This is a genomic window from Flavobacterium sp. 25HG05S-40, assembly GCF_052654735.1.
Genome location: NZ_CP199750.1, coordinates 408,298 through 434,364, shown reverse-complemented (window position 1 = coordinate 434,364; position 26,067 = coordinate 408,298). Strand labels below are relative to the sequence as shown.

The window sequence follows — 26,067 nt, the reverse complement described above, 5'->3', positions numbered from 1 at the left end:
ATAGATTCGTTAGCGATTTCATTTTTTGGTTTTTAGACCAATGAAGGTTTCCTTTCGATGAATGGGAATTATATGTAGTTCCGTTTAATTCATCTATTTATTCATTATTAGTATATTTACATCAATCATACAACAAGTAACTCTTTGTGAGAGAAAAATCAAATAAATATTTATTAGCCGCTTTATTAATTGGATTGGTTTTCCATTCGAGTGCTATATTTTTCACTTTAGAAAACTCATATGATGCCTTAATTCATATGTTTTTTGGAAATCACTACGCGCAAAGCTGGTTTGAACCATGGAATTACAGTTGGTATACAGGCTTCACGGTTATGGGGTATCCTCCATTAGTGCATCAATCCATTGGATTATTATCATTTATCGGTGGCTTAAAATTCGGATTGTTTACGGTAGCCATAATTGCTATTATTCTTTTCATTACAGGTGTTTTCCGATTTTCACTTCTAATTACAGGCAATCGGAATGTTGCAGGTTATGCTGCTTTAGTGGCTGTCTTTTCCTCTTCTTTTATAGAAACGTTACACATATTTGGTCAATTACCTAGTATTATTGGAATATCCGTCTTGATGCATGCCTTACCCGAAATTTATCTTTGGATAAAAACTGGCGTCAAAAAGTATTTTTTTACTTCTATATCATTAATTGCAGTTACAGTTTGTTCGCATCATGTAACGCCTTTGTTTGGAATGATTTTCTTCATTTTCCCATTAATAGGAATGACAGTAATGGATGCAGCAAGAGAAAAAGTTAATTCTCATAAAGAAATTAAACTGAAATTATTTGTTCAAACCTTATTCTCCTTATTAAAACGAATCATAGCTTTTGGAGTAACCGCTGTTTTTCTAATTGTATTTTGCATACTTCCCTATTGGATTAATTCTAAAAACAATCCAATTACTCAAGTTCCCATACCACATGGAAGTCGTGATAATTTTCTAGAAGTTACTTCCTCTGGACTGATGTTCTTCGTGATTCCATGGGGCATTTTAGTATTCTTATTACCTTATGTTTTTTATCGATATTACAACAAACGGTATTTGTTCTTTGGTTTGTCTATTACATTGTTAACTATTTTAGGCACCGGAGGAACTACTTCAATTCCGTTAAAAATACTAGGAGCCAATGCTTTCAATATTTTAACGCTAGACCGATTTACGCTTTGGGCTGCCATCATGAGTTTGCCTCTATTTGGTGAATTTGTATATCGATTAGTTGAAGGTGATTTAAGAGCCAATCTGGAAGAACGGTTTGGCTCAGTATATTATAAAATCCTTTCAGGATTATTTGCTGGTTCGTTTTTGTTTATGGCAATTTTCACCATTACCTTAGGGTATTTCCGCCCGTTTCAACCGCAAAAAATAAACACACTGCCTATTATTAATTTCCTAAACCAAGACCAACACGATCAATGGCGTTATTTGCCGTTAGGTTTTGGCGACCAAATGGCAACGCTTTCCTTTCAAACGAAAGCCTTAACGGTAGATGGAAATTATCATTCGGCGCGACGACTTCCTGAATTAACCTCTCGTGCAGTGGAACGATTAGAAAATTCAAAGTTTCGAGGTTTAGAAGGCATTGGTTCCTTACAACAATTTTTAACGGTTCCCGAAAAATACAACTTGAAATATGTTTTTTCTAACGACAAATTCTACGATCCTATTTTGTATTTCTGTGGATGGCACCGGTTGACACAATTGGAAAATGGCATTATGGTATGGGAAAAACTAAACGTAGCGCCATTACCAAAAATTCTTCCTTTTGAAGATGTTCCTTTATATCAAAAATTGATGTGGGGCATTATTCCTTTATTGACTGTGGTCGTTGCTTTTGTGTTGAATGTACAAATGATCTTATATCAAGCACTAAAGTTAAAACCCATAACACAACCTGATTTTTTCAAATTTGCGGTCGACTATAAAGCTTTTCCAAGAAAAATGGTTACGCTGCTTCATCTTTGGGCTGGATTTTTAATGCTAATCATCTTTTATTTTACTTATCAGTTTTACATTAACAATTCATCGCAGTTAAGTCCGAAGAATGTAGTAAAATCGTATTATGATGCCATCGACTTTAAAGAATTTGAAAAAGCCCATTCCTTTTTAGATCCAAAAGCAAATAAAACCTTGTCACAATTCATGTTGGAAACTGCAGTGCAAGATGGGATTTTGAATTCATATGCTAAAATGGATGCCATCGATATTCAAGTTTTGAATCAAACGGAAAACGCTGCCAAAATCATTGCCAAAACCAAATGGGTCACTCCATTGGAAATTATTCAAAAAGACTATACTCATGAGGTTATAAAAGAAAACGGGAAATGGTATATTGTTCCCAATAAAATTGATTTGGATATTCCGCCGGATCAATTTGTTTCAAATAACGGCACGGAGTTTTTCAAACACGGAAGAAGAGCGGTCTCAACACAACAAACCTATCATGATGATGTTTTGAAACAGCCAGTTTTGGAGATTTTATCAGCCAAACTAATTCAATTCAATAAGCAATACCTCATCATTGGCGAAGTGCAAAATGTAGAAGATGTACCTGCGGATGTAGTTTTGAAAGCCACATTATATGACAAAGACAATAATAAGTTAGCCTCATTCAACTCAAAATATGAAATCAAACACAAATTGATGCCGATGGAAATTACGAGTTTTAAAGTTAATTTTGAAGACATTGCCTGGGTAAAAAATACCGATGTAAAGCCAAAGACCTTTAATCCAAATGAATTTACACCTTTAGATATCAAAGGAACACCAATAACCTTTGACATACAATGTGCTGGGAATGTTGCGATAACCGATTTGTATACACAGGTTGCCCTTTCTGATTTTATCATTGAAAACAACCACATCAAAGGAACACTGTTTAATTATGGAATTCAAGAAAGTACGATTCCGGAAATTTTAGTTTCCTATTATAATGCTAAAAAGGAACTGATTTATGTAGATCATTTCTTTATGCGAGAAGGCGTTCGTGTGCAACGAAAAAATTATTTTGATTATAAATTATTAAACTTAACTCAATGTAAAACGCTAAAATCTTCTTTAGAAAATTGCTTTGTAAATGGTTTGAACAACGCTTCTATTTCAAAGGCGGTGGTTCCTAATAGAAAATCGGTACAAAATGAAGAACAGTTGCAAAAAATAAAAGGCAACGGATTTGATTATATCAAAATTGAAATCAATAATTACATTGGAAACCCACGATAATGATAAAGACTAGAAACATATTGTTTTTATTAAGTGCTTTGCTTCTTTTGGCATTCGGCACCACTATGGTTTCTGACAAAGAACAATCGTTTAAATTAGTTTCAAAGTCCAATACTTATATTGCTGGCAATACAATTGAATTAGGATTTTATTCAAAATCTGAAAAAGAAAAACCACAACTTTACCTCATCCATTCCTATGGAAAAACGTTACTTGATGCCACTTTTGAAAAAGGAAATTATGTTTTTAAAATGCCAGAGAATTATTGTCAAAAAACGGGTACTATTTCGTGGTTTTTAGTCAATAATAATAATAATACTACAAATTCCGGAACCTTTGAAATAATTCCAAATGATAAAACGAAAACGGTTATCGAAAATTATCTTGGTCCGCGAACTATTTTAGCGGGAGGCAAAGAATTCACAATGATGGTTACAGTGCCAACTGATAGCTTTGACAATCCAAAAACAGACAATACAAGCGTTGGTTTGAAATACCAGTTTTTGCAAAATGTAACGAGCCTCGATTTAAAAACTAAAGATTTTATTGCGTGGTATGAAATCTATTCGCCTTCAAAATCTGGAAAAATGCTAGTTTCCACTGAAAGTAACACTATTATGTCCAAAGAAATTGAAACCGAAGTGTACCCCAACATCGCAACCAATTTCACCATCAATTATACGAGAAATCATGAGTATGCTGACGGAAATCAAGTAACTCATTTTTCAACATCAATCATCAAAGACCAATTTGGCAACACGGTTAGCGACGGAACCATGGTTTCCTACATTATTAAAACAAAAACCAATATGGTTTTAAAAACGTTTGGCACAACTATAAATGGCATTGCTTCGGCTCAAATACTACACCCAGATCATCAAGATATATATTTGGTAAAAGGCTATGTAACCGGAATTGCTGAAAGTAATTCGATTGTTATCAATTACAAACCGATTATTTCATCTTTTAATTATTCTTTCTCAAACAAAAATAGAACACTAATTATTGGCCCAATAAAAAGCTTTATGAATCAATTGGTTCCCGACGGAATTAAAGTAGTTGTAAAAGTTTTTAATCAAAATAAACAAGTGACATCTTTACAAGCAGAAACCTCAAAAGGAATGGCAACTTTTGAACTTGCCGAAGATTTTTATAAAGCAAACAGCTATCACTTTGAAATTACCACGTTGGGAATTACTCAAAAAACCACAACTTTAAACTATGACCATTAACAATAAAAAAACGATTCGAATAGTGTTGATAAGCTCATTTATTTTGCTAAATGTTCTTTTGCTGTTTGGATTGAGTAGCATTTTAGATTATTTAAATACGGGCGCCGACAGAAGTTCGATGTTGCATTTAGAAAAAGAGACCGTTAATACGTATTTGCCAAAAGTAAGCTGGGAGGAATTAAAAAATGAAGGTCGAAAAATGGAACCAACTACCTTGAAAATGATTGAAAAAGACTATTTGTTTTCTTGGTATATCAAAAACAAATCGCTAGAGAATAATAAAAAACAAGGTGTTGAAGACTTTTATACCCAAAATGCCCGAGTAAATTTATACCATACCATAGATTACAATTTAAAAAACAACATTTCAATAGAAAGTACCACTTTAAAACATCATCCTAAATTAGAATTTTACAGTGAAGACGGTCAACAAGTTGTATTTACAGATAAAAATGTAATCGAATTTCAAAAAGTTTATAAAGACAAAAAATTAGTAACCGAAATTCAAGACACGGCTACTTACAAGGTATTAATGTTGCTAGAAGATGGTTTCTGGCGTATTCGTCACATGCAGAGAATGAAACAAGAACCAGTTGCAAAAGACACTTTGAAAACAAGTCCTGAATTTAAAGTAGTGGGTAAAAAAATCAAATTTAATAATGCCGATTTTACTATAAAGGGGATTAATTATTATCCTAAAAATTCAGCTTGGGATACTTTTGGAGATTCCTTTAATAAAGATACCATTGCTAAAGATTTTGATATCATAAAAAAGGTAAAACTCAATTCTATTCGGATTTTCATACAATATGACGATTTTGGCAGGGCTGATATCAAAACAGAAAAACTAAAAAAACTTAGAACCCTTTTAGACATAGCTGAAGCTAAAGATTTAAAGGTTATCATAACCTTATTCGACTTTTATAGTGATTATACCATAGAGAGCTGGACATTAACAAGTCGACATGCAGAAAAAATTGTTTCTGAATTTAAAAACCACAAAGCCATAATTGCTTGGGATATTAAAAACGAACCCAATTTAGATTTTGAAAGCCGAGACAAAAACAATGTGCTTCAATGGTTGCAACAAATGATCACTGTTGTCAAAGAAAACGACCCGAATCATTTGGTTACCATTGGTTGGTCTAATTCGTATGAAGCGACTAATTTAGAAGAGAAAGTAGATTTTGTTTCCTATCATTTTTATAATGCTATAGATGATTTTGAAACAGAATATGGAACATTAGATTTAGCTAGTAAAAAACCACTGGTAATTCAGGAATTTGGCATTCCTTCTTATCGAGGGCTTTGGAGTTGGTTTGGAGCAAACAACGATGGTCAAGCCGAATACCACAAAAAAATGCAAGCCTTATTCAAAAAGAACAATCTTGCATTTATGTCGTGGACGTTATATGATTTCCCTAATGTTCCCAATCAAGTTGCTGGAAAATGGCCTTGGCAAAAAAACAGACAGAAAAAATTCGGTTTTATTGATGAAAATGGAAAAAAGAAACCAGCATTTTTACATATTACCTACTAAAGTATGTTGCATTTTATGCATTTGAATTTCTTCGAATTTTTGCAAATACATGTCAACAATTCTATCCATTGAAAGGGCACAAGCTGCATTATAGTTAGTTTGCGCAATACGTCTTCTGTAAGTATCATCTTCAAGAATAGTACTTATTGCTTTTGCTAACGATGAAGCGCTTTCCGGATTAAAAAATTCCCCTTTATACCCTTCATCTTCTACTAACAATGCTAAATCCCCTAAATCAGGCATTACCACAGCCTTTCCATAACTTCCGGCTTGATGTAATACACCAGAGCTTCCGGTAGTAGACGTATAAGGAAAAGCTACAATCGTACTTTCTGTAAAAATTCTTTCTACGTCATTTTCTTCGACATAACCTGTAAAAGTTAATCCCTCAACATGAGCATATTTTTCTTTAACCGATTTCAAATAACCAGGAGTATTTGGGCTATCGGTTCCAGCAATAACTATTTCAATAGGTTCTTTGTTGGTTTGTCTGATTAATTCAACCGCATCGATTAGAATTTCTACTTTTTTATAAGTCCCAAACTTACCGAAAGCCATCACTTTTTTAGGTCCTGTAGGTAAATCAAAACTAACAGATTGAGGCGTTTCAAAAGAACCATGAGGAATTATAGCCACATTATTAGTTTTATATTTTGCATTTAAAACCTCAACATATTTATTGATGGTTACTGCAACAGTATCGGCTTTTAATATGCAACTCGTAAGTGTTGTTCCAATAAAATTATAAATTTTTTGAGCTAACTTATTGGATGTGAATCCAGCATTTGCTAAATCAACTTGTTCCATGATATTGTGCAATAAAACTACGGTGTTGCATCCTAACATTTTTAAAATCATTGGCAACAATAATCCTAAAGCCGCAGGGATTTTTTTATCTCCAAATTTTACAAATTGTAAATTAAACAAAACAGCATCTGGCTTTTCTTTTAAAATTGCTTTTACAATTGTGAAGATATTAGCATAACTATTGAATTCCCAGCATTCGTTTACAGATACTTTTTGACTGTTCTCAAAATCCAATTGTTTTGGTTCAGAAGTTTTATCGGTGATTAAAACCAATTCGCTCACTTCTTCTTTTTGAGCAAAGTTCTTTACTAAATGATAACCATATTCGTTTAAGGTTACTTTACTTGGCGGGAACGCCGTTACAACTGCTATTTTCATTGTGTTATACTTTAAGGTTTTTATTTCTTTCATGACAAAAGTCCAACTAATCCAGAAGAAATAGTGTCATTTTCGATGAATGGAAATTTACTTTAGACGAACCTATTTTTTCTGATGATGAAAGAAAAAGATCAATTGAAAAATCAATAGGATTACCATCGAAATGATTTGCATTTCAACAACCTGTTCTAATGAATTATGGAATAGAACAATCAAGATTATTTGAGTTAAACCAAGAATTGCCGAGATAATTACCGGAAGGTATTTTCCGATAGATAAAAAATAATAAGCAAAGATATTAGCAACAGCAAAAACCGAAGTAGCTAAGGCATATTTCCATAGTAACGGGGCAATGGAAAGGTATTTTTGACCAAACATTAAAGAGACAACTAGTTTAGGAAACAAAAAACTTCCAGTTACTACTACTGCCGACAAAAGGACAATATAACCCACATATTTCATTAAAACAGGTTTAGTATCATTTCCTTCTTTATGCAGTTGAATTACTTTGGGTAACAACATCATTACAAACATCCATGCTACAAAATAAACCACTCTGCCAATTAATGCTAAAGATGCGTACAATCCTGCCTCATCATTTGTGAAATAATGTTTTACTAATAAAATATCGCTATTATTTATAATGATTTGGGTAAGTTCATAAAAGGCCGTTAGTCCAAAAAAGATGGCTATACTTTTAACATTTATGTTATCCGTAATAACAACTTTCGAAACCTTGAAAATCCTTTTCTGGAAAGGAAATAATCCAAAAATAAATGAAACCAGTATACCCGCAGCAATAGCTATTGAAGTTGGCACATTTGGCAGTAGAAAGATAAAAATGATTGTAGCAACCAAACGAACAATCATTTCTATTTGATACGTAATGGACATGCCATTTAGGTCATGCTTTCCTTGATACAATCCTCTATTAACACTAATAATAAAATACAATGGAATACCAAATCCGAAAACATAAAACATTTCACTGGTTTCAGTTTTAAAAAGTTCCTGAAGCGATTCAGCAGACAGCACGATCAGCAAACCTGTAACAACACTAAATCCAGTAGCTGCTCTAGTTATTAACTTTATAAAAGCCTCTAATTTTATGGAATCATATAGAACAGCATACTTTGAAGTAACTATTTGAAACGTCATACCGAGAAACGAAAGCACTAATAAAAAGGTAATTAATAGTGCCGCATCAGAAAAGGCAGCTGGTGATAATAATCTCCCTAAAATTAGATTATAAAAATAGTTTCCTGCATTGACGACCAACATAGTTGCCATAAAAAATTGTTCCGGACTGAGACGCTTAGAAATCATTGCAAGAGTGTTAGTGATTATTTTGATTAATTGTTATATTCAATACGTTAAAGAACGTCGCTGCGTAAAATGTAGCTCAATTTTTGAGTATGAAATTCCGCATTAATTTTAGAGTTCTCTTGCCCAATAATATAAAACACTTTATTGTGAGACATTGCTTTTTTATAAAGTGAAGCAAGAGCTGAAACGGCACTTGTATCAATATCTATAAGTTTGTTTAAAGAAAGCGTAATCATTTTTGAACGTTCTAACAAAGTCTCGAAATGATTGTTTAAGGATAATACATTTTGAGAATTTAGATCTCCTTTGATTTCATAAATTCCAGCGTTATTTGTAATTTCTAAAGCCATGACATATTGTTTTTAATTAATAGTATTTATAATTTCTGATGCAAATATCTAGCGTTTAGCCGCGAGACATTGATTTTATTCGACGAATGACGGTTTACTTTAGTTGAAATATAATAGGTTTGTCCCTAACTTGCACTCTTAAATAAATACATCATCGACGAATGAAATTAGCACATCAAACAATCCTGTTTTTCCTTTTAGTAACAGGTATAGTTAGCGCTCAAAATATGGATGCCGGTTTTAATAATCTTGAAAAAGGAGAATTTAGCAAAGCTGAAGTTTTCTTTGCAGCCATTTTAAAAGATTATCCTCAAAATAAAACTGCCCGCTTGTGTTATGCTAGAGCTGTTGGATTAAATAAGCAACCAGAACAAGCGTTGCAATTGTTTGTCACTTTAAAAAAAGAATATCCAGGTGATTTAGAAATAGAACTAAATTATGCAGAAGCTTTGTTATGGAATAAAAAATTCGCTGAAGCAAAAGTCTTTTACAGCAACTTGGTCGCAAACAATCCAACAAACTTTGTAGCTCATTTAGGATTTGCAAACACACTTTCTAACTTAAAAGAGTTCCCGGAAGCATTATTGAACGTCAATAAAGCTTTAGTATTGTCTCCGGGTAATTCAGGTGCATTGGTTTCTAGAAAGTATATCAAATTAGGTTATGCCAATGATAAAGTAAAAGAAAAAAAATATGCAGAAGCAGAAGTTTTTTATAATGAAATATTAGCAGATTTCCCAAATGACAAAGAAACATTACTAAACAAAGCTAATTTATATCTTATTATTAAAGACATTGCCAAAGGAAAATCCATCTATGCATTGTTGTCTGAAAAAGACCCAATTATAGCTATGAATGGATTGGCTTTAATTGAACATATTGACGGTAAAGAAAAACAAGCCTTACAAACTTCCATGAAAGCTATTGATTTAGCAAAAGGAAGCACGGATGAAACACTAAAAAAACAAACATACGAACGCTATGTTCAGGCATTAATTTGGAATAAAAAATTCAAAGAAGCCGATGCAAAAATTAAAGAATTGAATAGTCAATATATTAATGAAAATTGGTTGCTTGCACTATCTGCTACCTTATCTATCTATAAAAGTGATTTCAAAAATAGCATCGGATATTATAGCGCTATTTTAGTAAACGATTCTAAATCTTTTGATGGAAATTTAGGAATTGCCAATGCCTATTATGCTTGGGGTGAAATTGATAAAGCTTATTCAGCAGTCAAAACCACGTTAACTATTTTTGAAAATCAAAACGATGCTACAAACTTTTTAAAGAAATTAAAAGAAGAACATACTCCTTCTTTGGAAGAAAAAATCAGTTACTCTTTTGATAATGGGAATAATACGGCCTATGCATCGAAAACTTTGTTGACGTTTCCTCTTTCTACAAAATGGACGGTGAACAGTTCATATCAATTTCGGAAAACAGGTAATAAAATTACCGATATAAAAGCAGAATCCAATGATTTTTTAATTGGTTTTGGATATAAATTCCACACAAAAATAAGTTTTAATTTTGATGCTGGTATCACTTCGGCCAATACCAATAACAGCAACTATACTGAGGGATTATTTAACGCTTACTTTAAAATAAAACCATATAAATTACAGGATTTAGAAATTGGTTACAAACGCGAATTGCAAAATTTTAATACCGATTTGATCGACAAACAAATAGCGGCAAACAACTATTATTTTAATTATAATTTGGGAACTAATATCAACTTAGGTTGGTTTACTCAATATTTCTATACTTCACAAACCGACAATAACACAAGAAATCTTTTATTTACCTCATTGTATTATACCATACTCCCAAAGGCGGGGTTAAAAGCGGGGTTAAATTATCAGTTTATTACTTTTAAAGATCAAGTGCCAACGGTTTATTTTAGTCCAGAGGAATTTAATGCCTATGAAATTTTTGTTGATTTATTAAAAGATGAAAAAACTACACTAGCAAAACACTTTTTTTATAATGTAAATGCGGCTTTTGGTTATCAATATATTGAATCGAATGACAAACAGTCAACATATCGCTTTCAATTGCGTTTGGGATACAAGTTTTCTGATAGATTGCTAACCAATCTTTATGGCGGAAAGAGTAACATTGCTTCCGCTTCTGTAGCTGGATTTACCTATACTGAAATTGGGTTTCGCTTAAAATGGAACCTATTCAACCAACCTCTATTTAAAACTTCGGAAAGTAATTAAAAAACAAAAAGGCTGTCAAATGACAGCCTTTTTGTTAAATTCCTAACTCCTAATAGTTTAGGCCTTTGGTTCTTAAGAAATTTGATAAAGAACCTTTTTCTTGTACTGGCAACAAATTAAAAAGGACAAATCCCCAAACATAAATCTTATGTTGGGATACAAAATATTTTTATACCGCTCAAACGGACACTAACTTTAAAAGCTTTTTATTCTGTTATTTATATTATTCTTTACTTCCAAAATCAGGTTTTGAAGATAGATTAATCTATCAATTCGTTACGATTAAAAACAAAAGTCAACTGTTTATTTTAGTCTAGAGAAATATAACGCCTTTGTGATTTTTATTGATTTATCTTTAGCTAAAAAAACAAGTGAATTAAAAAACACTTTTTGAGTATATAAATGATGCTATCTGTATTGCTTATATTCTTTCAAATCACTAAAATTCATCGAATCAATTATAATTTTGATTGGAATACAAACGCTATAATCGATTGTTTATCAATCTTCATAGAGATAAAAATAACTGGAAGCGATGTTAATTTCGATTAAAACAAAACTATATAAGAATATTTTATATAAAGCTTACACAGGTATTCAAAAACAAAAAGGCTGTCAATTGACAGCCTTTTTTCAAATTCCTAGTAATTGTGGTATTTAGTTCTTAAGGAATTTGGCAAACAACTTTTTGTTTTCATCAGTAGTAACTTCAAGAATATAAATCCCCAAATTTAAATCTTCAGTACTGATGGAAACTTCATGGTTGAATTGGTTAACCTCTTTCTTTTCAAATGCAACAACTCTACCCCTTTGGTCTATTATTTTAATAGAAACAGAAGCTGATGGATTTGGTAAAACCAATGTTGTTGAAGCATGACATGGATTTGGATAATTATATAATGCTTTCGATGAAAGAGATTCGTTCGTTGGCAATCCTAAAGCTGTCGTATTTCCTAGCTTAAGATTAGAAACACTTATAGCGAAAGGCTGTTGAGTAGTGTAATTTCCTGAAGTTGAAAATACAAAACCTTTTACGTTTTCTTGATTAAAAGATTCTCCGGTTGCATTCACAAAATCGGATAAAGAAAGTGTTACAGTCGTGTTTACGTTATGCGCTGGCAATGCAATTCGAAATCTGTTGTTCCAATCTGATAAACCTTCCGTTACCAAAACAACTTCAACTGGTAAAGAATTTTGTAAGGTAAAGCTAACAGAACTATACGCGTCCGCATTAAAAGTCAACTCTCCAGGCAAAATATTTCTAAATAAATTAACTGTCCCGTAAACTTCTCCAACTACATTTACATTACGTTCAATTTTATATTCATCTGAAGCAACTTGGATATCATTATTTGAAATTTCATAACCATTGATGTTGTTTTCTGATGCAACATAATCTAATCCCCATGGACCATCTGCCATATATAAGGCATCCGATTGCGTAGAGTTATTTCCTTGTATTGCCAGTCCGATATCAAACAAACCTCCGGTATTGATAGTTAGATTTTGTTCAAAGGCTCCTGTTAATGGAATAATTTGGTTTATCGGTTCCAATGAAGAAAGCTCGGTTTGTTTTTTATTGGCTGTGAATGACATTTGTAAATCGCCCGATTTATTAATCATTTTTAAATGCAATTCACCATTTCTATAATAGCCACTTTTAACAAACACTGATGGGATTCTATTAGTTACAGTATCCTCTGTAAAAGCACCTTGATTTTGAAATTGAGTTACAATATAATTGGTGATGCTGCATACTTGACCCATCGAAGAACCCCAAACCTGGAAATTAGTATAGTCTCCTGTTGGATATTGATTAATATTCCAATAACTATGTAATTTATTTTCACTTGTTAACTGTTGTACCGAAAAGTTTAGAGCAAATTCAATGGCGCCATTAGCTCTTTTTATTTTTACCATTACAATTTCATATCCGTTTAGCGTAATAGTTCTCACATCTTCAAGGTTTGAATTGTTTAATCGATCACAAATTGCTTTCGAATGCCCATAAATTCCATCTTTAGTTTGCGTTGCCAAAACAGCAGCAACTCTTGTATTTCCTTGATAATAATCTACAGAATAAACTTGTACCGCGTTTGTTATTCCCACTAAATCGGTTGGACTTGACACAAAAGTAGTTTCAGTACCAAACATTCCAGTTTGTGGTAATAATGTTGAAAAATTTACTGCAGAATTAGTTCTTAATTGTGCCGTTGAATTGTGTAAAAATGCTGATTGCTTAGCTTTAGTATCGGCAAAACTATTCGTCTTGATTCGATTAAAATTTCGCTTTGCAATTAAAGTAGCTAAATCACCTTTACTCTCTAAGCCTCCATTATTGGCTGAAGTTACATCGGTAGCTGAACTAATATCTGCAGTATTCGTTATACGCAAAGCTTCATAAGGATTGGCTGAAACATAAAAAACAGCATCGTTAAAATCATTATCACAGTTACTATTATCTCTACGGATATCTTCAAATCCTAAGATGATTCTTTGATTATCAGGATCATTTAACAATACGTTATGTTGTCTTAAGTTAGGATCGCTCTCTGGATTAAAATTCGGGTTTGAAAACAATCTCCACAAACCATTAGTAACAGCAGTGCCATTCCAACCGTTAGCTAGTAAAACCCACCCAATTCCCGTTCCTGCGGGGAAAGTTCCTATTTTAACCTTGTTACCAGCAACCAATGAACCACCACTTCCTTGCGCAGAAACATTTGGGAAAACAATAGTTATTTGACTTGCTGTTGGAGCCGTAGTTGGTGGGTTGTTTAAGTCATACGTATAAAAACCAAGCACATTTTTGTATCCTGCGCCTTCTTTAACAAAGGTTACCCAAACATCAGCCAAACTATCTATGATAACATCAGTGTCATATCCTGAAGAAATGTATTGCGGATTGTATGTTGGCACCGGATAATTCTCAGGTAATGAATTATTAACTAAAGTCATTGTTGATGTACTGATGACATCACTTTGAACAAAATAAAGTGGTGTTCCATCAGCCGTATAACTCCCTAGAAATTGATACCCTTGCGCATAGAAAGCTGTACTGGATAAAATTGCAAATAAAAATAGTAGTCGTTTCATAATTTTGATTTATTAATTATGATACAAAACTAGCAGTATGAAATAGAGAGAAAGTGAATTTTAGTTTATACTATAAAGAAGTGTAGACGAAATAGAAAAAAGTATAGATGAATGATTTAAAGCAGATTCAATCGCTTCATTAATTCGGGTCTATTGGAACGACTAACCGGTATGACTTCTTTGGCAATTAAGACGCTATTGTCTTCAATGTCTACAATCTTTTTAGTATTGATTATAAACGAACGATGCACTTTTAAAAACAAATCTTTAGGCAATTTGTCTTCAATTTTTTTTAGAGTTGAGTGAACAACATAGTTTTTTCCCTCTGTTTTAATATGGATATAATCTCCTTTGGCCTCTACGACATTTACAGAAGCAAACTCAATCTTTATTAACCTTCGGTCGATGTTTACGTAGAATTCATTAGTAGTGTCTTGTGGCTCTGCATTTTTTGAATCCAATTTTACAGTAGCTGAAGGAACAGAGGCACTTGCTGCTTTTTGGACGGCTTTTTGAAATCTGTCTTCCGTGATTGGTTTTACTAAATAGTCGACGATACATTCATACTCAAAAGCTTCTATAGCAAAATTTTTATCAGAAGTAACTAATATAACTTTTGGTGGATTTTTTATGGTTTGAATAAAATCGAAACCGGTAAAATCAGGCATGTGAATATCGAGGAAAATTAAATCGACTTCGTTTTGATTCAAATATTTGATGGCTTGCATCGCGTTCGAAAACTCTTGAACTAAATTCAATTGAGTGGAATTCTCAATCATTTGTCCAATAATGGCTCTTGCCATTTCTTCGTCGTCGATAACAATGCAATTCATATCTTAAATCAAAATTATAATTCCTGAACAAACTGCTGCATCACTTTTAGAATAGCTTCAAAGTCGGATTGCAATACAGTACTTTTATTTTTCAAATGCTCTTCAAATTGTTCAGCAATATAATAACTTTTTTCAAGACCAAGTATAGAAATTTTGTGTTTCAATTTGTGCACACATTGTGCCGCTTCTCCCAAATCATTATTTAGCATTTGGTTTTGATAAATAACAATCTCTTCAGGCAACTCCCGTTTCAAAATGGCAATCATTTTAGCTTTAAATTTGAGATTATCGCCCGAGAGTTGGTCGATATAATTGTTATTGGGTTGTTCCATTAGTTTTTGGGTAGGGTGAAATAAAAAGTAGTACCTATATTTTCTTGGCTTTGCAGCCAAATTTTACCATGATATATATCGATAATTTTCTTTACGATGGAAAGTCCAATTCCGGAAGAAGGATCATTGCTATGCAGCTTTGAAAATACATCAAAGATTTTGCCTTGGTATTTCTCTGCGATACCAATACCATTGTCTTTAATGAAAAACTGTATTTCGGTTTCGGTTTCAGTGCTCCCAATTTCAATAGTTCCAGCGGGTTTATCATTGTATTTTATGGCATTCTGAATCAGATTTTGAAACAACTGATTGAATCGGTATTGATTGCCAAATACTTTAGGTAGGGTATTGTTTACGGTCAAAGTAATGTGATTGGGCACATGAATCGTACGAACGACTTCATCAATCAAAATATTTAAATCGATGGTTCGGTCTTCTACTTCTTGTTTTTCTACTGATGAATACACCAAAATGCCTTTAATCAGCAAATCCATTTTTTCAACATTTGATAAAATAGTGAGCATCGATTTTTTATTTTCGTCTGTCATCATAGTGGCATTGTCTTCCATAAACCAATTGATTAGGGTATCAATACTTCGCAACGGTGCTTTTAAATCGTGGGATACCATATGAGCGTATTCATTCAACGCTTGGTTTTGTTTTTCAAGGTTGGCCAACAATTCTTCTCGTTGCTTGTTGATTTTTATAATTTCAACGGCTTGTTGTTTGATATATTCAGAAGATTTAAGCGTATCAGTATTCGAAAATTTAGAAGCGTCGAGATTCATAGAATTTAGAATAGACTCTAAATTCCGATTAATATCTTTCAAACTTTCTGATTCTTCTCTCAATTTTTGGTTAGCAGTATAAAGTTCATCTGAGCTAATCTTCATAGCGCGTTGCAACATTGCTATTTGCTCCTCATAATTTTCATAGGAATTGTCTACGGCTTTAAAAAACAAGTCAATATTATTGAGACCTGTATCTAAATGCTTGGCAATTTGTCTTTTTAATAAGGAATTCATTATTCGCTGATTAATGTTAATGTCATGGTTTGATTGTGTAATTCACATGCCATTTGACCATTAAAAGGTGCCATTTCGCCATACGAATAAAAACCTGTGATGGCGGTTTGTTTTCCAATGATTTCTTGGACTTGTTCTATTTCTTCTTCGACTCTTTGGTTCATGACTAATTTTCTTCCGATACAACTCACCAACAAGGCAACTTGCGGTGATGATTTTCTATTTCTCATGGCTATTTCAGCAGCATGTTGAGCTCCAGTTGCAATTCCGTCTACGGATGCCATCATGAGTTGTACTCTTGAATTTACTGGAACATCACCGGCAAGTACCATCGAATTATTATCTTCATTGATACTTAGAATCGTGCGTACGACTGGTTCATTTTTGCCTTCGGGAGTTACATTCAAAGGATATAATAGGGAAGCTTGTGGCAATTCGCTAGCTTTATCACCCAAGTAGTTTTTGTATAGGTCTAGTGCCGGTTGATCGTCAATTTCGAAAAGGATATTGGCTTTGGAACTGGTAATTTTACGTTCGGGACCAAATGGAACCCAACCGCCAAAACTCGCAAAAGTGATTTCAAGTGATGCTCCATAAAAACCAATTAAAACGACTTCCCCTTCTTTTGGATTTTCTTTATAAGAAGCAAGTGTTTTTAAAAATCGAGCATCATCACCACACATACCGCCTGTAATCGAAACTGCATCAGTTAGTTTATCTTCAATACCTTCAATCAACGAACTGCCATTCACAAAACTTCCTTCCGATAAAACAAATAAGTGCTTTAAATTGGTTTTAGGTATTTTAGCATATAAAGCTTCTCCGAGTGGTTTTGCTTTTTTGTCGAAATTTAAAATGTTTTCGGTAACAATTTCAAAATTACTTTTCTCAAATTCGATTGCGGTTACCGTAATAGAATTATCATTAACATTACAACGCATAATTTCTCCCGAGGTAGAGCCAAAAACAAGATGTTCGTAAGGAAATTGCATACGGATATCTGTAATGACTTCTTCTTGTTCTAATAAAAAGCGATTGGCAAAAACCAATACTAATGGATTTTCTAAGGCTATATTGTCTTGAAGGAATTTCCAAGGTTGGTTTTCTAATTTTGATGCTTGAACTATTTTCATTGATGAAACATTTATTTGTTTAGTTTAATAAAAAAGGTGGCGCCTTGTCCTAATTCGCTTTCTATCCAGATTTTACCTTGATACAAATCGATTATTTTTTTTACTATTGAAAGTCCTAATCCGGTTGATTTATCACTAGATCCCAAGGACTGGAATATTTTAAATATTTTTTCTTGATTTTCTTTAGCGATTCCTGGCCCATTATCTTTTATTGTAAAAACGTAATGCTTTGGCAACGACTGGCAATCTACTTCAACAAATCCGGTGGGTTTATCTATATAATTCACAGCATTGCTTATAATGTTTTGAAACAATTGCTGGATTCTGAATCGATCCGCATTGATGACTGGCAAAGTATTTTTGATGGTAACAGAAATGTGTGACGGAATATGAATGATATTGATGATGTTTTGAACAATTTCCTGAGTGTTGACATTTTCCATTGCCACATCGGCTTTGTCAATTTTGGCGTAGGTAAGGATGCCTTCAATAAGGTGATCCATTTTTTCTACTTTATTTTCTATCATTCCCAAATACTGCAAAGTTTGTGGGTTAAACTCTTTGTCATTATCTTCCTTAATCCAAGTGATTAAAGAATGAATGCTTCGCAATGGTGATTTTAAATCATGGGATACTATAGCGGCGTAATCTTCTAGTTCTTTATTACTTTTCGCTAAGCTATCAACTAGAAACTCTCGTTGTTGTTCAAACTCTTTTTTCTTGGTAATATTCTCCTCAATGGCAAAAAATTTGATGATTTCGTTTTTAGAGTTATACAGCGCCTGTCCTTGAATACTAATCCAATATTTTTCACCTGTTTTTGAATAATTGATGATCTCACAATTGAAAGGCAATCCTTTTTGGATGCGGTCTTTCAGGTAATTCACTGTTTCCGGATTGGTTTCTGGTCCTTGTAATAAATGACCTGGCTTTTTCCCTAAAATTTCCTCCATTGAAAAGCCAGACATGTGTAAAAAACTAGTATTGGCCCATTCAATAGCACCATGTTTGTCAGCGATAACTACAGCATTAATATTCTTTTCCGCAATAAGCGATAACATTAATAATTGTTCTTCTTGAGCTTTTTGTTCGGTAATATCGAGATGTATACCAATAGAACCTATAACATTTCCGTTAAGATCATAATTGGGAGCACCACTAATTAACCAGTTTCTTTTTTCCCCTTTTTTGTTGAATACTTTTATTTCGTAGGAATCGGTGATGCCTTTTTCTCGCGAATCATTTTTGGCACGAATGATTTCTTGGCTTTCTCTTGGCATTAATAACTTTGCTGCTTTTTTACCTATTAACTCTTCAGAGGAATAGCCACTCATTTCATTAAAGCTATTGTTTGATAAAGTAATCTCATCGTTCAGATCAACTTCAAGCAAGCCTAAATTCATGTTGGCAATAATATTCTGGTATTTGCTTTTTTCTATTTCCAGACTTTCATCATAGCGCTTTTTAAGAGAAATATCCTCAAGCATTGCAAAATACTGCTCCACATGACCTTGTTCGTCAAAAATGGGTTGGCCTTTGGTTCGGGACCAAAAATGACTTCCGTCTTTTTTGCCGTGAATGAGTTCTACTTCAAAAGGCTCACCTTTAAAGAATGGGGTTAGCATTTTTGAAAAATCATCAGTATTGGTGTGTTCACATTTCCCGATTTCTATTGGGGTTTTACCTAGAATAAACTCTTTAGGATAACCCGTCAATGTCGTGTAGGCTTCATTACACCAAAAAATTCTCCCATTAGGATTGGTAAATACGATTCCGTTTTCATTTGAACTGGCTACTAATGACAACCGTTCTAGTTCTGCTCTGTTCTTTTTTTGTTCAGTGATATCTCGCCCATAAATATTGATGTATTTTTCCTCTTTGAGACTTTTACAAACGAAGGAGTAATCTTTAGACCCTGATTTGGTTTCAAAAAAATAACGTTCTTGGTCTACATCAATTTGGTTAATAATGAGTTTAAAAAAGGCTTCAGCATCATATTCTTTTTCATTATGAATAAATGACGAGAGAATTTCAGCCGCTGGATTTCTTTTAAGCAAATTACCCTCAAAATCTAATCGAATTAAAGGATCCGGATTTTGAGTGGGAAACAAAGCAATATCATGAATTTCTTTGTTGGCTTTTTTTAAGTCATTTCTTTGCTTGTTAATTGTTATAAGGGTTTCTTTTAACTCTTGAGCAGAAATCTCCTGATTCTTTAAAACGTGTAATAAATCTAGTAGCGGGTCGTGAATAGCAAAATCATTGATAGTCAAATTCTTATCAACTACTTCATTCATAGAGTTGAACCAAGGTGAACCCACAAACAATAATTGTCCATTAAGAAGTTCAAATTGTCCTCTAAGTGCTACGCCATCAAGTTTACTTTCAATAACCACCAATTGATTACTGAAATGTAATAATTCACCAAATGTATTGGTTTCTGCATGTGGTCGTTTAAGTGCGAAAAAATCGTTAAAGGAGACATTCCCTTTTAAATTTGGGCAAATCTTAGCAATACTTTTTCCAAATCCAACGATTTGAAAAGCGGAGTCGATTAGAATAAAATAGGGGAATAATTTATTGAAAGATTCTTCTTGAAACTTAAATTCTAATCCATCCATTTTCACCAGCTTATTTTGAATATTTCGTGAGTACTTCCTTCGTTTCGGGTTTGCATTAATTCGATAGTGACCGGTGTGTCGTACATTTTTCCGAGTCCTTGAATTAAACCTCTCACAAATTCTTGTAAGCCTTGACGTTTAGAGAAATAATGCAACTGAATACTGTTTTCAGACACATCACTTACTTTAAATTCAGGAGGAGTTAGTTTAGGATAAATCAACATCACCCGATTGTGGAAGTTGGGTAAATTTAATAAAAATTCTTTAAGATTATTCCCTCCGGATTGCATTAATCCGGTATATTTCTCAGAAGTTGTTTTGATGACCCACCATTCGCCGAAGGCAATTAGCACATCACCAACAGTCATGTTCATTTCTTCTGAAACTGCCACTGCCAATTTGAAAGTCACATCATCATCATAGGGTTCGCTACTGATAAAAAAGTCGATATCGATGCCGCTTCTTTCTTTAATGGCTTCCCATTTTTCCTCTCCGAAGTTTGCAATCACTAAGTCTTCAATGGCTTTGTTTACAATTCCGTACATATGATTTTATTGAGAAATTAATTCATTAGTGCTCCAATATTCCAACATTTTTCGGATACGTTCTACATAATCTTCGTATTTTAAAGGCTTTAATACATATCCGGCTATTCCAATTTTATAACATTCCATAACATCTTTATGATTATTCGAAGTAGTCAAAATAATGGATGGTATGTATTTTAAATAGTCGTCGTTCTTTAAAATTTTCAAAAACTCGATGCCATTAATACGCGGCATATTCAAATCTAAGATAATGATATCCGGAATGATTTCTTTTTCTTTTAAAATTGTCAACGCTTCTTCCCCATTATTGGCTTCGATAATTTTGTGGTTCATTTTCAACGTTGCAAGCACTCTGTTGAACTTCATTACCTCAATTGCGTCGTCTTCTATCAATAATATATTTAATGACCTAACCATTTTACATAAGTATAATTATCCAATTTCAAAACTAGATTAAAATGGGTTCTAGACTCAATTCTTTTCGTTAAGTTTCATTATAGTGTAGACGAATGGTAGAAAAGTGTCGATGGGTTGATTGAAATTGCCTATTCAATTTTGTCAATGATGTAAAAAATTTATGAAGATTGAAAATTTAACTAGTACAACGGATATTAATTGTAGAAAGACAAAACTCTTTTGAGAAAAAAAAGAATTCTTAAAAGGAGTGCTTTGGCTATAATTGCACAAGATTGCTTAGCCAGCCGCTAATGTTCTCCCCTCAAAGATTAGGAGAACTTCTTACTTTTAACAAAACTAAATAATTAGCTTTTTTCTATTTCTTATTAAATTAATTAAAAGAATTTCAAATGGTTAGGCAATAGTTGGTTAACTTTAAAAATCAAAAAACGCAAACCTTTATAAAGTAAAGATTTGCGTTTCTAAAAGTGCGGGTAATAGGACTCGAACCTACACGCCTTGCGGCACCAGATCCTAAGTCTGGCATGTCTACCAATTTCACCATACCCGCGTAAATTGTGAGTGCAAATATAAACATAACTTCAAACATTCAAAGGAAAATATTTAAAAAAAATCAGAAGCATTTTTTGTACTTTTGATTCTTATCAAACTTACATCCATGGACAACATAAAAAACTACGTTCAACAAAACAAAGAACGTTTTATCAATGAATTAATCGAATTATTAAAAATACCTTCTGTAAGTGCTGACAGCGCTTATGCCCACGACGTAATAGCCACTGCTGATGCGGTAAAAGCTTCCTTAGAAAAAGCAGGTTGCCAACACGTAGAAATTTGCGAAACACCGGGATATCCTATCGTTTTTGGAGAGCACATCATCGACAAAAGTTTACCCACCGTTTTGGTGTATGGTCATTATGATGTACAACCACCAGATCCTATGGAATTGTGGACTTCTCCTCCATTTGAACCCGTAATTAAAGTTACTGAAATCCATCCGGAAGGCGCCATTTTTGCCCGTGGTTCTTGCGATGACAAAGGGCAAATGTACATGCACGTAAAGGCTTTCGAATATATGATTGCCAATAATAATCTACCGTGCAACGTGAAATTCATGATTGAAGGTGAAGAAGAAGTAGGCTCCAAAAGCTTGAGTTGGTTTGTCGAAAGAAATCAGGAAAAATTAAGTTGCGATGTGATTTTGATTTCGGATACCGGAATGATTTCCAATCAACAACCTAGTATTACAACAGGATTACGCGGTTTAAGCTATGTTGAAGTAGAAGTTACCGGTCCTAATCGCGACCTGCACTCCGGATTGTATGGTGGTGCTGTGGCCAATCCAATTAACGTTTTAACCAAAATGATTGCATCCCTTCACGACGAAAACAATCACATTACCATTCCCGGATTTTACGATAAAGTAGAAGAACTGACTGCCGCCGAAAGAACCGAAATGGCCAAAGCGCCTTTTAGTTTGGATCATTATAAAAAAGCTCTAGATATTGAAGATATTTATGGCGAAACCGGTTATGTGACCAACGAAAGAAACTCCATTCGTCCTACTTTAGACGTCAATGGAATTTGGGGCGGCTATACCGGAGAAGGTGCGAAAACAGTCATTGCGAGTAAAGCATTTGCCAAAATCTCGATGCGTTTGGTTCCGAATCAGGATTGGGAAGAAATCACCGAATTGTTCAAGAAACACTTTGAAAGCATCGCCCCAAAAGCGGTAAAAGTGAAAGTAACACCACATCATGGCGGACAAGGATATGTGACTCCTATTGATAGCATTGGATATAAAGCAGCTAACAAAGCGTATACGGAAACATTTGGCGTTCCGGCAATTCCTGTGCGTTCCGGTGGTAGTATTCCGATTGTTGCCTTGTTTGAAAAAGAATTAAAATCGAAAACAATCCTCATGGGATTTGGTTTAGACAGCGATGCCATTCACTCGCCAAACGAACATTTCGGGATCTTTAATTACCTGAAAGGTATTGAAACCATTCCGTTGTTTTATAAGTATTTTGTGGAATTGAGTAAATAAGTTCAGCCTCCAATACGCATTAAACCAATCCGTTATTTCTATTGAAGTAACGGATTTTTTATTAGGGCGTTACCTTGTTGCGGAAACTTATAGTAAAAAAGTAATTTCAGCAAGCAACAAGGTCGGGCTTTCCGCTGCAATCTGTCCTTGCGAGGAGCAAAGCAATCTGATACAATTATTGATGACGCAAAGACAGGATTTCCTCTACAATCCCTAACGCAAACCATAATCACTAGAACCAAATGTTAAATTTTGTCTCTACAGTTGTAGAAATGAATTTTTATTCTACATTTGTAGAGTTAATTCTTAAAACGTAGAGCAATGCAATTATCCAATTCGGAAGAACAGTTAATGGAACATTTGTGGAAACTTGAAAAAGCGTTCATGAAAGATTTATTGGAAGCCTTTCCCGAACCCAAACCAGCAACCACCACCGTGGCCACTCTTTTAAAAAGGATGATCGACAAAAACTTTGTAGCTTACAAAGAATTCGGCAACTCCAGAGAATACTATCCGTTGGTAAAAAAATCGGATTATTTTTCAAAGCATGTGAACGGATTGATTAAAAACTTCTTTAACGATTCAGCTTCGCAATTTGCTTCCTTCTTTACAACCTCTACCAATTTGACCGAAAAAGAACTGGAAGATTTAAAAAAAATCATCGATGTTGAACTTCAAAAAAAGAAAAAATGATCGACTTCCTCATCCAATCAACCATCAGTTTAACCTTTTTTCTGGGCTTTTACCATTTGGTTTTAGAACGAGAAAAAATGCACCAGTTCAATCGGTTGTATTTATTGTTGTCCATTGTAATAGCATTAGTACTTCCGTTGATTACTTTTGAGATTGTAAAAATTATTCCCGCTGTCGCAGAAGTTAACACCACTGTTCCTTTACTTCCGGTTGCTGTCGAAGTAACTCCGGAAACCACAGACTATCTTCCGATAGTATTGTGGAGTTTGTATGGTTTAATCACTTTTGTTTTAGCCATTAGATTCGGAAAAAACATCTGGAAATTAGTTTCAAAAACAACTTCAAATCCAGCAGTGAAATACAAAAATGCGACCCTGATTTTACTAGAAGAAGCAACACTTCCGCATACGTTTTGGAATTCCATTTTCATCAATGCTGAAGATTATAAAGAACGGAATATTGAAGCCGAATTGTATACCCACGAATTGGTTCATGTTACCCAAAAACACACTATTGACATCTTATTTATTGAGTTTTTAAAGGTTCTTTTTTGGTTCAATCCTCTATTTATTTTCTATAAAAAAGCCATTCAACTCAACCATGAATTCCTTGCAGACGAAAAAGTGGTGCATTCCTATAACAATGTTCCGTTTTACCAAAGCCTGCTGTTGCAAAAAGGAATCGGAAACCCAACAATATCCTTAGCTAGTAATTTAAACTATTTAGTAACTAAAAAACGATTACTTATGATGACCAAAAACACTTCGAAAAAAATAGCGTTAGTAAAGAAAATTGCCATTGTCCCGATTCTGGCGGGTTTGATTTTCTTTATCTGCTTTAAAGTAGTTGCCCAAGAAAAAATCGACCAAAAAGCCGCAACAGCTGTTGCAGTTAGTAGTGTTGAACTTGGCACATCGGAAACAGACGATAAAAGAAGAGATGCTTATTACTCAGGCGTTCGTATTATGCTAAAAGATCACCGATATGGCATCGAAATCAACGAAATGTATGAAGACTTGACACTGGAGCAAAAAAGAGCCTATTTGAACTGGGTTCCTAGTCCAATGAAGGAAAACAGAATCACAGAAAAGCTTTTGGCAACATTAGCCGCTACAAACAAGAATGCTGTTTGGATTGATGAAAGAGTCGTTGCTAATTCCGAATTAAAAAAATACCAATCGTCCGATTTTAAGCACTATACAGCATCATTCGTTCATAAAAATGCGAGGTCTAAAAAATTCCCGCAAAACTATCAGTATCATTTGTACACCAAAGCTTATTTTGATAAAAATTTAAAAAATCATCATCTAAAATTCAGCAACGATACCTTGAAAATGGGAATCTCTAATTATGATCCATCAAAAAATGTAAAAACTCTTAAAAAAATTAAAGCGGATACATTATTATGGTATTCTCCCGGAAAAGAGGAGAACAATCTATACCTTCAAGATACTGTCAAAAATAAGAAACCTTCAAAACCATCTCCCGGAAATGAAATTTATGACGTCTCTGGTCTAACCGAAAAACCGGAATTTGAAGGCGGCATTTCGGAGTTCTACAAATACGTTGGCGCCAATTTTAAAATCCCGGAAGAAGTAGCTAAAAAGAAACTGAAAGGTAGAGTGATAGCCACTTTCGTTGTGGAGAAAGACGGTAGCTTGAGCGACATCAAAATCATAAAGGACATGGGTTATGGCACCAGAGAAGAAGCAGAACGAGTTTTGAAAAATTCGCCCAAATGGAAACCTGGGAAAATGAATCAAACTACCGTGCGAACTTTGTATGCGCTGCCAATATCAGTATCGCCTAACTAATGTATCCAAGGATTATTCTGTTCTGTTTCGTTATAGTGCTTAGCAGCTGTAAAATCAACCGAACTATCGATCATCATCGGGAAGGAAAATGGGTATTCAAAGACACTGTCAATGGCATCCTATACAAATCAAAAGGACGTTATTCTAAAAGTCGTGAAATTAAGATTTGGAAGCATTTTGAAAACCGAAAATTGGTTAAAACCGAGCAGTATCAGGATACGCTTTGTTACATCACTACTTTTGATGCGAAGGGCAAAGTAACTTCAAAAGGGAAATCTATAATCCTGGAAGAAAAAGACGGAACACATTGGTATTTAACCGGAGATTGGTTATTCTATGATAACAAAGGAACGCTTATCGGTATTAAAAAATATGAAAAAGGCGCTTTAGTTTCTGAAGTTGAACTATAGC

General features: G+C 33.8%; 19 protein-coding genes and 1 tRNA gene. 8 read left to right on the top strand and 12 right to left on the bottom strand.

All coding sequences use genetic code 11. The features are described from left to right. Positions 1 to 146: 146 nt before the first annotated feature. The 3 genes from ACULEU_RS01885 to ACULEU_RS01875 are packed head-to-tail and all read left to right on the top strand — an operon-like array spanning position 147 to position 6,008. The gene (locus ACULEU_RS01885; RefSeq protein ID WP_445453766.1) at positions 147 to 3,236 is read left to right on the top strand and encodes a hypothetical protein; all 3,090 of its coding nucleotides are present in this window, start codon (positions 147 to 149) and stop codon (positions 3,234 to 3,236) included. Beyond that, positions 3,236 to 4,468 (top strand): hypothetical protein, encoded by a 1,233-nt coding sequence (locus ACULEU_RS01880; RefSeq protein ID WP_445453765.1) that lies wholly within the window; start codon positions 3,236 to 3,238, stop codon positions 4,466 to 4,468. Before ACULEU_RS01885 ends, ACULEU_RS01880 begins: the two co-directional genes overlap by 1 nt. Further along, on the top strand, positions 4,458 to 6,008 hold the full coding sequence (locus ACULEU_RS01875) for a glycoside hydrolase family 2 TIM barrel-domain containing protein (RefSeq protein ID WP_445453764.1): 1,551 nt from the start codon (positions 4,458 to 4,460) through the stop codon (positions 6,006 to 6,008). Before ACULEU_RS01880 ends, ACULEU_RS01875 begins: the two co-directional genes overlap by 11 nt. On the opposite strand, the gene ACULEU_RS01870 is transcribed toward ACULEU_RS01875, so the two are convergent. The 3 genes from ACULEU_RS01870 to ACULEU_RS01860 all read right to left on the bottom strand — a co-directional run bounded on the left by ACULEU_RS01870 (position 5,991) and on the right by ACULEU_RS01860 (position 8,869). Beyond that, a complete protein-coding gene (locus tag ACULEU_RS01870) occupies positions 5,991 to 7,193 on the bottom strand; it encodes a glycosyltransferase (RefSeq protein ID WP_445453763.1) in 1,203 nt (400 codons plus the stop codon). The genes ACULEU_RS01875 and ACULEU_RS01870 overlap by 18 nt on opposite strands. A 102-nt stretch (positions 7,194 to 7,295) precedes the next feature. Then, positions 7,296 to 8,519 carry a sugar isomerase gene (locus tag ACULEU_RS01865; protein ID WP_445453762.1) on the bottom strand — a complete coding sequence of 408 codons (1,224 nt, stop codon included), beginning with the start codon at positions 8,517 to 8,519 and terminating at the stop codon, positions 7,296 to 7,298. Between the two features lie 47 nt (positions 8,520 to 8,566). Then, positions 8,567 to 8,869 carry an STAS domain-containing protein gene (locus ACULEU_RS01860; RefSeq protein WP_445453761.1) on the bottom strand — a complete coding sequence of 101 codons (303 nt, stop codon included), beginning with the start codon at positions 8,867 to 8,869 and terminating at the stop codon, positions 8,567 to 8,569. Between the two features lie 161 nt (positions 8,870 to 9,030). On the opposite strand from ACULEU_RS01860, the gene ACULEU_RS01855 reads away from it, so the two are divergent. Beyond that, a complete protein-coding gene (locus ACULEU_RS01855; protein ID WP_445453760.1) occupies positions 9,031 to 11,097 on the top strand; it encodes a tetratricopeptide repeat protein in 2,067 nt (688 codons plus the stop codon). A gap of 657 nt (positions 11,098 to 11,754) precedes the next feature. Here the strand turns inward: ACULEU_RS01855 and ACULEU_RS01850 are convergent. The 9 genes from ACULEU_RS01850 to ACULEU_RS01810 all read right to left on the bottom strand — a co-directional run bounded on the left by ACULEU_RS01850 (position 11,755) and on the right by ACULEU_RS01810 (position 21,652). Next, complete coding sequence (locus ACULEU_RS01850; RefSeq protein ID WP_445453759.1) at positions 11,755 to 14,193, bottom strand: DUF4114 domain-containing protein; 2,439 nt, start codon at positions 14,191 to 14,193, stop codon at positions 11,755 to 11,757. 116 nt (positions 14,194 to 14,309) lie between these two features. Beyond that, the gene (locus ACULEU_RS01845; RefSeq protein WP_445453758.1) at positions 14,310 to 15,026 is read right to left on the bottom strand and encodes a LytR/AlgR family response regulator transcription factor; all 717 of its coding nucleotides are present in this window, start codon (positions 15,024 to 15,026) and stop codon (positions 14,310 to 14,312) included. A gap of 14 nt (positions 15,027 to 15,040) precedes the next feature. Next, on the bottom strand, positions 15,041 to 15,358 hold the full coding sequence (locus tag ACULEU_RS01840; protein WP_445453757.1) for an Hpt domain-containing protein: 318 nt from the start codon (positions 15,356 to 15,358) through the stop codon (positions 15,041 to 15,043). Further along, positions 15,358 to 16,383 carry a sensor histidine kinase gene (locus ACULEU_RS01835; protein WP_445453756.1) on the bottom strand — a complete coding sequence of 342 codons (1,026 nt, stop codon included), beginning with the start codon at positions 16,381 to 16,383 and terminating at the stop codon, positions 15,358 to 15,360. The genes ACULEU_RS01840 and ACULEU_RS01835 overlap by 1 nt, the downstream gene beginning before the upstream one ends. Further along, positions 16,383 to 17,516 (bottom strand): FIST signal transduction protein, encoded by a 1,134-nt coding sequence (locus tag ACULEU_RS01830; protein WP_445453755.1) that lies wholly within the window; start codon positions 17,514 to 17,516, stop codon positions 16,383 to 16,385. The genes ACULEU_RS01835 and ACULEU_RS01830 overlap by 1 nt, the downstream gene beginning before the upstream one ends. Positions 17,517 to 17,527: 11 nt before the next feature. Then, complete coding sequence (locus ACULEU_RS01825; protein WP_445453754.1) at positions 17,528 to 20,137, bottom strand: PAS domain S-box protein; 2,610 nt, start codon at positions 20,135 to 20,137, stop codon at positions 17,528 to 17,530. A 2-nt stretch (positions 20,138 to 20,139) separates the two neighbouring features. Further along, positions 20,140 to 20,682, bottom strand: coding sequence for a heme NO-binding domain-containing protein (locus tag ACULEU_RS01820; RefSeq protein WP_445453753.1), 543 nt, complete (start codon positions 20,680 to 20,682; stop codon positions 20,140 to 20,142). 6 nt (positions 20,683 to 20,688) lie between these two features. After that, a complete protein-coding gene (locus tag ACULEU_RS01815; protein WP_445453752.1) occupies positions 20,689 to 21,102 on the bottom strand; it encodes a response regulator in 414 nt (137 codons plus the stop codon). Positions 21,103 to 21,570: 468 nt separating this feature from the next. Then, positions 21,571 to 21,652 (bottom strand) — tRNA-Leu (locus ACULEU_RS01810). Between the two features lie 108 nt (positions 21,653 to 21,760). Between ACULEU_RS01810 and ACULEU_RS01805 the strand changes: the two genes are divergently transcribed. From ACULEU_RS01805 to ACULEU_RS01790, 4 genes are all read left to right on the top strand, one after another. Beyond that, complete coding sequence (locus ACULEU_RS01805) at positions 21,761 to 23,149, top strand: dipeptidase (RefSeq protein ID WP_445453751.1); 1,389 nt, start codon at positions 21,761 to 21,763, stop codon at positions 23,147 to 23,149. Positions 23,150 to 23,470: 321 nt separating this feature from the next. Further along, entirely contained in the window at positions 23,471 to 23,842 is a 372-nt protein-coding gene (locus tag ACULEU_RS01800; RefSeq protein ID WP_445453750.1) for a BlaI/MecI/CopY family transcriptional regulator, read from the top strand. Beyond that, a complete protein-coding gene (locus ACULEU_RS01795; RefSeq protein ID WP_445453749.1) occupies positions 23,839 to 25,656 on the top strand; it encodes a M56 family metallopeptidase in 1,818 nt (605 codons plus the stop codon). The genes ACULEU_RS01800 and ACULEU_RS01795 overlap by 4 nt, the downstream gene beginning before the upstream one ends. Continuing rightward, positions 25,656 to 26,066, top strand: coding sequence for a hypothetical protein (locus tag ACULEU_RS01790; protein WP_445453748.1), 411 nt, complete (start codon positions 25,656 to 25,658; stop codon positions 26,064 to 26,066). Before ACULEU_RS01795 ends, ACULEU_RS01790 begins: the two co-directional genes overlap by 1 nt. The last annotated feature ends 1 nt before the right edge of the window (position 26,067 follow it).